This is a genomic window from Alteromonas sp. WD8-37, from assembly GCF_055326825.1.
In genome coordinates, this window is record NZ_JBUZOV010000001.1 from 77,642 (window position 1) to 90,539 (window position 12,898).

The window sequence follows — 12,898 nt, forward strand, 5'->3', positions numbered from 1 at the left end:
AACCAAGATGATTTACTAATTATGGAACTGAAATCGCCAACTGCCAAAGCCCTAATTGTGCTGGCCTGCCTGGTGGTGGTGCTGGCCGGGATCAAAGCCGCCTCCGCCATCATGGTACCGTTTTTTTTGTCAGCTTTTATTGCCATTGCCTGCAGCCCGCTGATTAACTGGGCATCACGCCATCATATCCCGCGTTGGCTATCCATCTCGCTGGTGATTGTAGCCATTGTGGTGCTGGGATTTTTACTGGCCGGGCTGGTAGGCCAGTCTCTGGCAGAATTTCGCGAAAATATGCCGCAGTACCGCATGCAACTGGACAATGAATTTAACTGGATCATCGATCAGCTGGCCAGAGTTAACATTCATCTTAATCGTGACTTGATCACCAGTCAGTTGGATCCGGGTATGGCGATGTCGCTGGCCACCAATTTTATCAGCGGCATGGGTGGGGTGCTGTCCAATCTGTTTTTGATTTTGCTTACGGTGGTGTTCATGCTGTTTGAAGCCCGTGGAATGCCAGAACGTTTGCATATTGCGTTGGCTGACCCGGACATGAAAATGCAGCATATCGACCGTTTTGTGCGCTCGGTTAACAGCTATCTGGCCATCAAAACCGTGGTGAGTCTGGCCACCGGGGTCATCATTGGCGTGTGGCTGTATGTGATGCAAGTCGACCACTTTTTACTGTGGGCGGTGCTGTCCTTCATGCTTAACTATATTCCCAATATCGGCTCGATTATCGCAGCGCTACCGGCAGTATTGATCGCCTTTGTGCAATATGGCTTTGCCTCAGCCGGGCTGGCTGCGCTGGGGTTTGTGCTGGTGAACACCATTATGGGCAACATGGTGGAGCCGCGCTTGATGGGCCGGGGTATGGGCTTGTCCACGCTGGTGGTGTTTTTATCATTAATCTTCTGGGGCTGGCTACTGGGCACGGTGGGTATGCTGTTGTCGGTACCGCTGACCATGGTGGTCAAGATAGCCCTGGAGTCTCGAGAAGAAAGCCGCTGGCTGGCGGTGTTATTGTCCAGCAGTGATGAACAGTCACGCGCTGCCACGCCGGCTACCCGGTAAAACTGCCGGCTAATCGCTGAAGGTCAACGTGACTCGCGTGCCGCCGGCCGGGCTGGTTAACAGCGCCAGCCGGCCACCGTACACTGCCACCAGGTCACTGACCACCGCCAGGCCAATACCCTGGCCTTCCTCATAGGTATCTAACCGCTGGCCGCGCTGGAGCAAACGCTCGCGGGTGGCCGGCGCAATGCCCGGGCCATCATCATCAACGGTGAATACCAGTTGCTCAGCATCGCGCTGAATATGCACGCTGACCTGCTGCCGGGCGGCTTTACAGGCATTATCGAGCACATTGCCGAGCATTTCGTAGAGGTCGGTCTCATCGCCTTTAAACCAGGCCGGCGCCGCCTGGTTTAGTGCAATGGCCAATTCTTTTCCGCGATAAATCTTTTGCATTGAACCCACCAACCGTTCGGCCACCGGCGCCACCGCAACCGGGTGTTGCCAACCACGTTGACCTGCCACAGCCCGCTTGAGTTGACGTTGGATCAGGCTATCAATATTGCGCAATGCGTCGCGGGCATCGGCCGGTAAGCCAGGCGTGCCCAGCGCCACTGCCAGTGGGGTTTTGAGGCTGTGAGCCAAGTCGCCCAGGCTGTTTTTGTAGCGCGTGCGCTGTTGATGTTCGGTTTCAATTAACTGGTTAATACTGTGTTGAAGGTGGCTAAATTCTGTCGGATAGCGGGCGTACAGCGCTGGCTGATGGCCCTGGCTGGTCTGGCGGATCTCGGCAATCAGGGTGCGTACCGGCGCCAGCATCAAGGCATTGCCCAGCATCAGCACCACCAGCAGCACCGCACCTAGCACCATCAGCCCCTGCCAAACAGTGTGCATAAATTCCTGCTGGCGGGCAGCCAGTGCATCGGTGTGATTCAGAACAAAAAATTGCACCGGCACAAAGCGATCGCCAATGGCAAACTCGGCGGCATAGCCGTATAAAAAATAGCGCTCAGACTGCTCGGTAAAGGGCGTGAAATCGGCGTAAACCAATTCTTTGCCCACTGGCACATCAGGGAGGGTGGCGGGCACTGACAAATTAATCGCTGAGGTGGATTGCCAAATCACTCGGTTGTCATATTTCACCAGCCCCAGATAGCCGGAGTCGGGCAGGTTGAGCTGGTCTTCATACAGCAACTCGGGCATTTCCGGGCCGTCAGCGGTGAGTTCAAACGCAGAGATCAGCGCCAGGTTCATGAGTTTCAACTCATTAAATTTAGCGATGCGCAGGCTGTCCATATGCGCCTTATCCAGCACCCAGGCGGTCAGCGGGATAAACAACGCTAGCGCAAGCAGCGCAATCAGGGTACTGCGCAGTCTTAATGAGAGCCGGTGCATAGAGCCGGGTTTAATCGGTAGCCGCGGCCGCGTACCGTTTCGATGGGCTTTAGCTGGTTGTCCGGGTCGAGCTTTTTGCGCAGGCGGCCCACAAACACTTCAATCACATTGGAGTCCAAATCAAAATCCTGATCATAAATATGCTCGGTTAGCTCGGTCTTGGAGACCACCTTGGTGGGGTTGAGCATCAAATACTCCAGCACCCGGTATTCATACGCTGTCAGGCTCAATGCCTGCTGATCCAGGCGCATTTCCTTGGCGTTGAGGTCCAGCATCAGTGGCCCAAAGATCACATGCGGGCTGGGCTGGCCGGCTGCCCGCCGGATCAGCGCTTTGACCCGGGCCAACAGTTCTTCATGATGAAAGGGCTTGGTTAGATAGTCATCGGCACCAGCATCCAGGCCATTGACCTTATCCTGCCAGCGGTCGCGAGCGGTCAGGATCAGAATCGGCGTGGTGATGCCCCTAGCCCTGGCCTGGTCAATAACGCTCAGCCCATCAAGTTGTGGCAGCCCTAGGTCAATAATGGCAGTGTCATAGGGATGCTCGCACAACAGGTACAGTGCCTGTTCACCCTCATCAGCCAGATCCACACTGTAGCCCTGGGCCTGCAGTTGCTGATCAAGCTGTGTCAGTAAGCGGCTGTCATCTTCGGCAATAAGCACACGCATCAGGGCTGTTCTTCCTGTTGGTTGGTAATAGTGCCGGTACGTTTGTCGATTTCTACTGTGATCACCCGCCCGGATTTTTGCAGCAATTTGACCCGGTAGGTGTCCCCGGCATCGGCAATTTTCAGCACGCGTCCAGGCACCTGTTGCTGAACCTGCACCACCGCCTGCTTTTTAGTCATCACATCAGGCTGCTGACCGTGTGCGGGGGCCAATAGGCTTAGCACTACCAGGATGCAACACGTCAGTAAGAACACCTTTTTTCCCGCCACCATTTCACTTATCTACCTACTTTGCCTCATTGCCAGTGTAGCTGCAATCACTGAACCCCACCTGAACTGCACATAATATTTGCACTGTACAAGGCAGATGTTACCCGCTTGGGGCGGCTTGCAGCCTGGGTAAACATTTATTGCACTGCTAACTTGTTGATAAATAATGATATGGCAAGTTGTTGGGGAGCCAAAATAGCTGGCACATGGCGTGCATTTGTTGTCTGGACACCAGATGTACGCATTCGCACGCGACACTTCAATACTTTGAGCCAACTTGCCAGCGCCCCTGCAGCCGGCGGCTGGCCAAGACAAACAAGGAGACGAGTATGTCCACTGACATCCGAACCAAAATGTGGAAAGCCATGGCCGATAGCCCGAATGTACTGCTTAGCCTGACCGATAACGAAGAGCCGGCCGAACCTATGCGCGCCCAGCTGGACAAAGAGGCCGACAGTGAATTTTGGTTTTACACCACCAAGTCCAACCGTGCTGCCTCGGGTGGCAAGGCCATGGTGCATTTTTCCAGTAAGGGGCACGATATTTTTGCCTGTATCCGCGGTACCATCGTGGAAGAAACCCGCCAGGAAATCATTGATAAATACTGGTCGAATGCTGTAGAAGCCTGGTATGAAGAAGGCAAAGACGATCCGTCGTTAAAAATGCTGCGCTTTGAGCTGGACGATGCCGAAATCTGGGAAGCTGATCCAGGGCTAAAAGGCATATTTAAACTGATGACCGGCAAAGATATCAACGAAAAAGAGATGGGCGAGCACGACCGCGTTAACTTGTAATGCACGCTGGCTTGTCTAAATCACAAAAAAGGGCGCTTGATTAAGCGCCCTCTTGCGTTTCAGGGTAACACCTGCTTGAACGGCTTGACGCTGACTGACTCGTACACACCCGCGGCGATATAAGGGTCGGCATCAGCCCAGTCTTGAGCTTGAGCCAGGCTGTCAAACTCCGCCACTATTAATGAGCCGGTGAACCCGGCCGGGCCAGGATCCAGCCCATCAATAGCCGGAAACGGGCCAGCCAGCACCAGCCGGCCTTCACACTTAAGCTGTTCTAAGCGTGCCACATGATCAGGGCGAGCCTGCAAGCGGGCGGCCAGCGAGCCAGCTTTATCGGTGGCGCAAATCATATAATGCATCAGCTTAGTCCCTGGCGGTGGCCTGTTTCATACCACGCACAAATTCGCCCAGCTGTTCCAGCATCCGTGGCTCATCATCTAGATGTTCGGCAATGATATTTACCGTGGCTGAGCCACTGATAGCCCCGGCAGCACCGGCTTTGATGGCATCTGCGACTTGCTGCGGCTTGGAAATACCAAAGCCCAGTAAGGGCGGGGCGCACTCAAACTGGCGCAGGCGCGCCACCAGTGACGCTGCCGGAATTTGCGCAGCAGTTTCGGCTCCGGTGACCCCGGCGCGACCCAGCAGGTAGGTATAACCTGATGAATGTTTGCCAATCTGCTCAAGGGTTTCATCCGACGCGTTGGGCGGGGCAATCAAAATTTGCTTAATGCCATGTGTGTTGGCTGCCTCGATAAATGGCTGAGCTTCTCGCAGGGGCACATCAGCAATCAGAATTGAATCCACGCCGGCCGCTGCGGCTTTTTGATAAAAACCCTCAATGCCCGAGGCCATCACCAGGTTGCTGTATAACAACAAGCCAATGGGCGTATCGGTGTAACGCTGGCGAATGCGCTCCAGCAAATCAAAACAATCAGCGGTGGTAACTTTGCTATTACGGGCACGAATGCTGGCCGCCTGAATGGTCGGCCCATCGGCGATAGGATCTGAATAAGGCAGGCCCAGCTCAAGGGCATCAGCACCATTGTCCACCAGCGTACTGATAATCTTTTCCGAGGTGACTAAATCAGGATCGCCTAAGGTCACAAAAGGCACAAACGCACCGGCATTTTGTTGTTCCAGCCGGTCGAACATCGCCGCATATCTATCCATTAATTTCATCTCCCAGAATTTTTGTAACCACACCGATATCTTTATCACCGCGGCCGGACAAGTTAACCACAATGATGGTATCGTCTTCGGCTTCATCCGCCATGTTCAAGGCATGTGCCAGCGCGTGGGCGGTTTCCAGCGCACAAATGATGCCTTCTTTGCGGGCAAGCAGTTTAAACGCATTGAGTGCTTCATCATCGGTCACCGACACATACTGGGCCCGGCCAATATCTGATAAATGCGCATGCTGCGGTCCAACAGCCGGGTAATCCAGGCCGGCTGATACCGAATAACTTTCTTCGATCTGGCCTTCTTTATCCTGCATGATATAGGTGCGTGAACCATGCAAAATGCCTTTTGAACCGGTACAAATAGTGGCACCGTGTTCTTTGGTGTGCAGACCTTTACCGGCCGGCTCCACGCCCACCAGCTGCACGTCCGGCTCGTCAATAAAATCAGCAAACATGCCAATAGCATTGGAGCCACCGCCCACACAGGCCACTACTGCATCCGGCAGACGGCCTTCTTTTTCCTGAATTTGCGCACGGGTTTCTTCACCGATCATTTTGTGGAATTCACGAACAATGGTGGGGAAGGGGTGGGGGCCGGCCGCGGTACCCAGCAAATAGTGGGCTTTGTCGTAATTAGCGGACCAGTCACGCATGGCTTCATTTACCGCATCTTTCAGGGTGCCCGAGCCCGCGTTGACCGGGATCACCTCAGCGCCCATCAACCGCATCCGAAACACATTGGGCGCCTGGCGCTCAACATCTTTGGCACCCATGTAGATGCGGGCTTTTAAGCCTAACAGGGCACAGGCCAAAGCTGTGGCGGTGCCGTGCTGGCCGGCGCCGGTTTCTGCGATCACCTCGGTTTTGCCCATGCGCTTGGTCAGCAGCGCCTGGCCTAACACCTGATTGGTTTTGTGCGCGCCGCCATGCAGCAAGTCTTCACGCTTTAAATACAATTTTACTTTAGGGTTAGTGACCAGATTACGGGTCAGCGTCATCGCGGTGGGGCGACCGGCATAATCTTTCAGAAGCGCCTGAAACTCGTCGTGAAAAGACGGGTCATCCAGTGCATCCACAAATGCCTGCTCCAGTTGGTCTAACGCAGGGATGAGCAGTTCGGGCACATAAGTACCGCCGTACTCACCAAATTTACTGTCTAATTGATTCATGGTTTGTCCTGTATCTAATACTGTCTGGCCCGTGCCAGTAACTGTTGAAATTTGGCCATCGATTTTTGACCCGGTGCGGTTTCTACGCCTGAGTTCACATCCACCAGCGCCACGCCGGTAGCCTGGGCATCATTGATATTGTCGGGGTTGATGCCCCCGGCCAGCACCAGTTTGTGTTTGTCCTGCACCTCATCCAATAGCTGCCAGTTAAACTGCTGGCCGGTGCCCCCGGACTGGTTACCTACCTTGGTGTCCACCACCACCTTGTCGAGATGGCTGTCTTGCAGCAGTTCGCTCAGCGCTGCGGGCAGGCTGTCAGTCACGCCTACGGCCTGCCAGATTTGCACCGTCTCGGGCAATTGCTGGCGCAGTTGGGCCCGGTAGTCCGCATCTTCATCGCCGTGAAGCTGCACCGCGCTTAAGCCGGCTTCGGTGGCCGTGTTCACCACCTCATCCACCGGCGCATTCACAAACACCCCTACATACTTGCCTGGCACCTGGCTGGTGATGGCACAAGCCTGTTGCAGGGTTACCGCACGGGGTGAGCGCGGAGCAAAAATCAGCCCGCCGTAGCTGGCACCAGCGTCAAACAATTGCCTGGCCATGTGGGCGTCGGTCAGGCCGCATACTTTAATTGTGCCCAGAACCAATTGCTTGACCGCAGCGGGCAGGTCGGCTTGTGCCATCAGTGCACTGCCCACCAAAAAGCCATCACAATGCGGCGCCAGGCGCAATACATCCTGATGGGTATAGATGCCTGATTCTGAGATCACTACAAAATCATGGCTGGCATCACCTAACATGGGCACCAATTCTTCCGTGGTGGCCAGGTCGGTGCTCAAATCACGCAAATTGCGGTTGTTGATGCCAATGATGTTGGCCTCAAGCGCGATTGCCCGGGTCATTTCCTCAGCATTGCTGACCTCGGTAAGAATATCCAGGCCCAGCTCCACCGCAATGGCGGCCAACTCTTGATATTCGTCATCGCTTAACACGCTAAGCATCAACAAAATAGCGTCCGCGTTATAATAGCGTGCCAGATAAACCTGATAGGGCGAAATGAAAAAATCTTTATTCAGCACTGGCTGGACCACGCGCTCGGTGACGTAGGCCAGATAATCGTAGCTGCCCTGAAAGTACTTTTCGTCAGTGAGCACTGACAAGGCGGCGGCATACGGGGTGTAAGCGGCCAGGATCTCATCCAAATCGAACGGCTCCCGGATCAGTCCTTTGGACGGCGAGGCTTTTTTACACTCAAAAATAAAGCCGGCATTAGGCGCTGCCAAGGCAGCAAATAAACTTTTGTCAGACCGGGTCAGGCTGTCTTTGAACTGGGCAAGCGGTAGCGCTTGTTCGCGGCTGACCAGCTCTGTGCGTTTATCGTTAACAATTTTTTCCAGCACATTAGCCATTGAGGGTCTCCTGTTGCGTCAGAGTGGCGACCTGCGCCAGTAATTCCAGCGGGGCGCCGCGGCTCATGGTGTCCATGGCCAGCTCTGCCCCTTGGGAATAAGTGGTTACTACCCCGGTCACTTTCAACAGGGCAGCGCAATTCATGGCAATCGCCGCACGGTGCGCTTCCTCACCTTCTCCGGCCAGGGCGGCTTCCACCATGCCTTTGTTGGTATCCGGATCGCCGCCGGCAATGGCGCTTAGCGGATAGCCAGGCAAACCAAAATCAGCCGGCGTGACGATGTGTTGGCGGGTTTGGCCATGATCCAGCTCAATAATAGTGGATGTACCATGCAAGGCCAGTTCATCGAGCCCGTCGCCATGCACGATCAACGCATTGGTGTGCCCCAGTAAGCGCAAAGTGCGGGCATAAGAATTGAGTAAATCGGGAGAATACACACCATACACGCCGTGAGTGGGGCCAGCCGGGTTGGCCAGCGGGCCTAAGATATTAAATAGCGTACGGGTTTTAAGCGCGGCGCGGATGGGCGCGGCGTGGCGCATGCCGGCGTGATACACCGGCGCGAACAAAAAGCAAAACCCGGTTTCATCCAGGCAGTGTCGGGCGGCTTGTGGGCTCAATTCCAGATTCAAGCCGAACTGACGAAACAGATCGGCCGAGCCCGAGCGTGATGACACCGAGCGATTGCCGTGTTTGGCCACTTTGACCCCACAGGCTGCAGCTACCACCCCAGCAGCACTGGAGATATTGATAGTGTTATGGCCATCGCCGCCGGTGCCGACGATATCAGCAAAAGGATAATCGGGGCTGGGAAAAGGCAGTGCATTGGCCACCATAGCACTGGCCGCGCCGGCGATTTCTTCCGGGGTTTCGGTTTTTAATTTCAGCGCGGTAAGCGCTGCAGCCAGCACCGCGTCGCTTTGTTCACCGTGCATCACACTGTTAAAAAATGAGTAGGCCTGGGCCTGCGATAATGACTCACCGCTTAATAACGTTTGTAATACCGTACTGGCATCAAACATGGTGGGCTCCTTGTTCGGTCAGATAGGCAATGCTCTGGCGCAGCAGCTGGCTGCCCTGCGCACTTAAAATAGATTCGGGGTGAAACTGAAAGCCCAGCATCCGATCGCCGGGGTGGTGAACCGCCATGGTGATCTCACCGGTGCGCGCCAGTACTTCCAGGCAATCAGGCAGGTGGGTGGCAATCAGTGAATGATAGCGGGCCACCTGTAACGGCTGGGGCAACTGGGCAAACATGGCAGTACCCGTATGGCTGATATCTGATGCTTTACCATGCATGACCGCTTCGGCGCGATCCACCGTGCCGCCATAATGATGCACAATGGCCTGATGACCCAGGCAAATGCCTAAAACCGGGTATTTGCCCTGCACCTGTTTAAGTACCTCCGGCATGCAACCGGCTTCATGGGGGGCGCCAGGGCCGGGGGATAACAGCAGCAAGACCGCGCTGTGCCGGGCGTGTTCCTCCATGCGCGCCACCAGTGTGGCGGCATCGACCGTGTTGCGGTACACAATGATATTCAGATCCTGGGTACGCAGCTCATCCACCAGGTTATAAGTGAAAGAGTCAATATTATCGAGTAAAAATACGGTTGTCGGCTGGTTCATGCCTGCGTCTCCTGATACTGCCTGGCGTTGACCACAGCGTTGATAACCGCCTGGGCTTTACCACGGGTTTCGTTGGCTTCGCTTAATGGGTCAGAGTCATACACCACGCCGGCGCCAGCCTGGATGTAAGCGGTATTATTTTTAACAAAGGCTGAGCGGATCACAATACAGGTATCCATGTCGCCCTGGCCGTTGATATAGCCGACCGCACCGCCATAACTGCCGCGCCGTTGTTGTTCAACTTTACGGATCAGGCTGGCCGCGCTGACTTTCGGGGCGCCCACCAGGGTGCCCATGTTCATACAGGCCTGATAGGCATGCAGCGCATCTAAGTCAGTGCGCAGCTGACCTACCACCCGGGATACCAGATGCATCACGTGAGAATAGCGGTCTACTTTAAGTAAGTCTTTGACAAACCGGGTGCCCGGCTGGCTGACCTTGGCCACATCGTTGCGCGCCAGGTCCACCAGCATGATATGCTCGGATTTTTCTTTACTATCTTCGCGCAGATTCAGCTCAATCCGGCTGTCCAGATCAGCATCAATGCTGCCATCGGCGCGTTTGCCGCGGGGACGGGTGCCGGCGATGGGGTAAATCTCAACCTGGTTGGAGGCGGTGTCATATTTAAGCGCTGACTCCGGCGACGCACCAAATATCGTGAAGTCCGCATCCTGCATATAAAACATATACGGGCTGGGATTTTGTTTTTTCAGCTCCGCATAGGCGGCCACCGGTGACGGGCAGGGCAGTGAAAAGGTGCGCGATGGCACCACCTGAAAAATATCACCGGCCAGAATATGGGTTTTCAGATAATTGACATCCTGCATAAAAGCATCGTCGGATTTATCCACCGCAACATCAGAAGGCTGTGCCCGCGCGTCGCCTAACGGCAGCGCCGGCACCTGTTCTAGCTGTTGTTGTAATTGCTCCAGGCGCTGGGCGATGGCAAAATAGTTGGCTGCTACATTGGCGCCGGAAAACACACTGCCAATTAACTCGGTGGTGCCGGCCTGATGATCAATGGCCAGCAGGGTTTCTGCCAGATAAAAAACAAAATCCGGACAGTCATTTTGACCTTCGGCCACCTCAGGCAGTTGTTCAAAGCAGCCCAGCAAATCATAGGCAAAAGCCCCCCCTAAAAACACTGCATGCGGATGGCCGCGTAGCGCGGAGATGTTTTTCACCAGTAAGCGCAAGCTGTCGAATACGCTGGCGGCTTTTAAGCGGGCATCTTCATCCATCATGGCTGACGGCAGGCTAAAGGTCATGATAGCCTGGCGCCCAGATAGCTGGCAGTCAGCATTAGTCGGGCAGTGGCTGTCAAACAGCGGTAATACCGCCTGGCCATTGTCGCTTAGTGCTGTGATGGTTACCGTCTGGCCACGGCATTCTAAGCGCAGCGCCGCATCGGCCATCAGCAGGCTTTGTAAATCATCTTTGCTGTCGATTTCCGCCGATTCCAGCAACAGGGTGTGAGGCGCTTTACCACAAATATGGTCAAAGGTAGCCAGCGGATCGGGCAAATAATTCGCCTTTTGCACAATGGTTTCGACTTTACCGGGGCATTCGCCCAGTTCGGCTAGACTCATGTTGTATTTTCTCCAGCTCAAAAAAAAGGCCCGTTGAAAAACGGGCCTTTTGTTGTGTTTTATACGCGCACCAACACGCACACCGCCCGCTAAGTCAGGAAGTGCCACCACCAGATTGCGCGACAAGGCGCTGTTGTGATCAGAGTTGATTGCATAGGAAATAATAATATTGCAGTAAACTTCGTTAGCCAACGAAGCAGAAAAAACGATATAGTATGCCCCATAGAAGAAAACAAATCGTTGTGCGTGTCAACCTTAAACAGGAAATTTTGTGAAAATCGACCTCCACAGTCACACTTACTATTCTGATGGACAACTCTCGCCAGCCGAACTGGTGACGCGTGCCCAGCAAATGCAGGTGGATGTGCTGGCTATCACAGATCACGACACCCTCAACGGGCTCGCCGAGGCCCATCAAACCTGTGCGCAGCTGAATCATCCTTTATCGATCATCGATGGGGTGGAGATTTCCACTGGCTGGCACAATTTTGATATTCATATCGTGGGCCTCAATGTCGCTACAGATAGCCCGTCCTTGCAGGCCTTTTTGGCCGAGCAGGAAGCCCGCCGCGCCGATCGCGCCGGGCTTATCGCTGCCAAACTTGAACAATGTGGGTTTGCCGGTGTGCTGGACAAAGCGCGATCACTGGCCGGCCCCGGCCAACTGACCCGCGCGCATTTTGCCCGGGTGTTGGTGAACGATTTTGGCGTGGCCAGCATGGACACCGCTTTTAAAAAATATCTGGGTAAAGGCAAGCGCGCTGCGGTAAAAGCCCAATGGCCGACTATGGCAGAGGCCATCGACGCGATTCAGGCTGCCCATGGTCAGGCCGTGTTGGCCCATCCAGCCCATTACGATATGACCGCCAAGTGGCTGCGCCGGCTGGTGGACGAGTTTACCCAGGCCGGCGGGGATGGGATCGAAATCGCCGCCCCCGCAGCCGGCCAGCAAAAAAGCGCCCTGATTAACGAGCTTGCCGCAGAGCATCAGTTAAAGGCCTCCAGTGGTTCGGATTTTCATTTTCCATCACGCTGGCGGGAACTGGGAAAAAATCCTACCCCCGCTGCCGCGCTGACCCCCATCTGGCAGGGATGGCCGCAAGCCGACAACAACACTAATAATGAGAACGCTGAACTATGAGCCAATTTTTTGAAATCCACCCGGATAACCCGCAGCCGCGCTTGCTCAAACAAGCCTGCGAGCTGATCCGTCAAGGGGAGGTGATTGTCTACCCCACCGATTCCGGTTATGCCATTGGCTGTCAGATGGATGACAAAAAGGCCCTGGATAAATTATGTCAAATTCGCGATTTGGATAAAGACCACAATTTTACGCTGATGTGCCGGGATATGTCGGAATTGTCCATTTATGCCAAGGTCGACAATGTGGCGTTTCGCCAGATCAAAAATAACACCCCAGGCCCCTATACCTTTATCTTAAAAGCCACCCGCGAAGTGCCGCGCCGCCTGATGAATCCCAAGCGTAAAACCATCGGTATCCGGGTGCCGGCCAATACCATCGCGTTAAAACTGCTTGAAGCTTTGGACGAGCCGCTGATGTCGGCATCCCTCATCCTGCCAGGTGAACGAATGGCTGAGTCAGACCCGGAAGAAATCCGCGCCAAGCTGGAGAAACGAGTGGGCCTCATTATTGATGGTGGCACGCTTGGCGAGCAGCCCACCACGGTGGTGGATGTGTCTGACGGCCCGGCGGTGATCCTGCGTGAAGGCAGTGGCGATTCCGCTGCGTTTATCTAACCTGTCACCTGC

14 protein-coding genes are annotated in these 12,898 nt (G+C 54.8%); 4 read left to right on the forward strand and 10 right to left on the reverse strand.

Annotated elements, in window-relative coordinates:
• Window positions 1-21: 21 nt before the first annotated feature.
• Window positions 22-1,074 (forward strand): AI-2E family transporter, encoded by a 1,053-nt coding sequence (locus tag ACTUJZ_RS00335; protein ID WP_463634278.1) that lies wholly within the window; start codon window positions 22-24, stop codon window positions 1,072-1,074.
• A 9-nt stretch (window positions 1,075-1,083) separates the two neighbouring features.
• On the opposite strand, the gene ACTUJZ_RS00340 is transcribed toward ACTUJZ_RS00335, so the two are convergent.
• From ACTUJZ_RS00340 to ACTUJZ_RS00350, 3 genes are read right to left on the reverse strand one after another with little or no spacing between them, the layout of a single operon-like run.
• Window positions 1,084-2,409, reverse strand: coding sequence for an ATP-binding protein (locus ACTUJZ_RS00340; RefSeq protein ID WP_463634279.1), 1,326 nt, complete (start codon window positions 2,407-2,409; stop codon window positions 1,084-1,086).
• Complete coding sequence (locus ACTUJZ_RS00345) at window positions 2,391-3,080, reverse strand: response regulator transcription factor (RefSeq protein WP_463634280.1); 690 nt, start codon at window positions 3,078-3,080, stop codon at window positions 2,391-2,393. The genes ACTUJZ_RS00340 and ACTUJZ_RS00345 overlap by 19 nt, the downstream gene beginning before the upstream one ends.
• Window positions 3,080-3,259 (reverse strand): PepSY domain-containing protein, encoded by a 180-nt coding sequence (locus tag ACTUJZ_RS00350; RefSeq protein WP_463635215.1) that lies wholly within the window; start codon window positions 3,257-3,259, stop codon window positions 3,080-3,082. The genes ACTUJZ_RS00345 and ACTUJZ_RS00350 overlap by 1 nt, the downstream gene beginning before the upstream one ends.
• Window positions 3,260-3,678: 419 nt before the next feature.
• Between ACTUJZ_RS00350 and ACTUJZ_RS00355 the strand changes: the two genes are divergently transcribed.
• Window positions 3,679-4,143, forward strand: coding sequence for a pyridoxamine 5'-phosphate oxidase family protein (locus ACTUJZ_RS00355; RefSeq protein WP_463634281.1), 465 nt, complete (start codon window positions 3,679-3,681; stop codon window positions 4,141-4,143).
• A 59-nt stretch (window positions 4,144-4,202) separates the two neighbouring features.
• On the opposite strand, the gene ACTUJZ_RS00360 is transcribed toward ACTUJZ_RS00355, so the two are convergent.
• The 7 genes from ACTUJZ_RS00360 to ACTUJZ_RS00390 are packed head-to-tail and all read right to left on the reverse strand — an operon-like array spanning window position 4,203 to window position 11,128.
• A complete protein-coding gene (locus tag ACTUJZ_RS00360; protein WP_463634282.1) occupies window positions 4,203-4,502 on the reverse strand; it encodes a YciI family protein in 300 nt (99 codons plus the stop codon).
• A 4-nt stretch (window positions 4,503-4,506) separates the two neighbouring features.
• The gene (gene trpA / locus ACTUJZ_RS00365) at window positions 4,507-5,316 is read right to left on the reverse strand and encodes a tryptophan synthase subunit alpha (RefSeq protein ID WP_463634283.1); all 810 of its coding nucleotides are present in this window, start codon (window positions 5,314-5,316) and stop codon (window positions 4,507-4,509) included.
• The gene (gene trpB / locus ACTUJZ_RS00370) at window positions 5,309-6,496 is read right to left on the reverse strand and encodes a tryptophan synthase subunit beta (protein ID WP_463634284.1); all 1,188 of its coding nucleotides are present in this window, start codon (window positions 6,494-6,496) and stop codon (window positions 5,309-5,311) included. Before trpB ends, trpA begins: the two co-directional genes overlap by 8 nt.
• 14 nt (window positions 6,497-6,510) lie before the next feature.
• Window positions 6,511-7,908 carry a bifunctional indole-3-glycerol-phosphate synthase TrpC/phosphoribosylanthranilate isomerase TrpF gene (gene trpCF, locus ACTUJZ_RS00375; protein WP_463634285.1) on the reverse strand — a complete coding sequence of 466 codons (1,398 nt, stop codon included), beginning with the start codon at window positions 7,906-7,908 and terminating at the stop codon, window positions 6,511-6,513.
• The gene (gene trpD / locus ACTUJZ_RS00380) at window positions 7,901-8,932 is read right to left on the reverse strand and encodes an anthranilate phosphoribosyltransferase (protein WP_463634286.1); all 1,032 of its coding nucleotides are present in this window, start codon (window positions 8,930-8,932) and stop codon (window positions 7,901-7,903) included. Before trpD ends, trpCF begins: the two co-directional genes overlap by 8 nt.
• Window positions 8,925-9,539, reverse strand: coding sequence for an aminodeoxychorismate/anthranilate synthase component II (locus ACTUJZ_RS00385; RefSeq protein ID WP_463634287.1), 615 nt, complete (start codon window positions 9,537-9,539; stop codon window positions 8,925-8,927). Before ACTUJZ_RS00385 ends, trpD begins: the two co-directional genes overlap by 8 nt.
• Window positions 9,536-11,128, reverse strand: coding sequence for an anthranilate synthase component 1 (locus ACTUJZ_RS00390; protein ID WP_463634288.1), 1,593 nt, complete (start codon window positions 11,126-11,128; stop codon window positions 9,536-9,538). The genes ACTUJZ_RS00385 and ACTUJZ_RS00390 overlap by 4 nt, the downstream gene beginning before the upstream one ends.
• Window positions 11,129-11,399: 271 nt before the next feature.
• Between ACTUJZ_RS00390 and ACTUJZ_RS00395 the strand changes: the two genes are divergently transcribed.
• Window positions 11,400-12,269, forward strand: coding sequence for a PHP domain-containing protein (locus ACTUJZ_RS00395; RefSeq protein ID WP_463634289.1), 870 nt, complete (start codon window positions 11,400-11,402; stop codon window positions 12,267-12,269).
• Complete coding sequence (locus tag ACTUJZ_RS00400; protein ID WP_463634290.1) at window positions 12,266-12,886, forward strand: L-threonylcarbamoyladenylate synthase; 621 nt, start codon at window positions 12,266-12,268, stop codon at window positions 12,884-12,886. The genes ACTUJZ_RS00395 and ACTUJZ_RS00400 overlap by 4 nt, the downstream gene beginning before the upstream one ends.
• Window positions 12,887-12,898 lie beyond the last annotated feature (12 nt).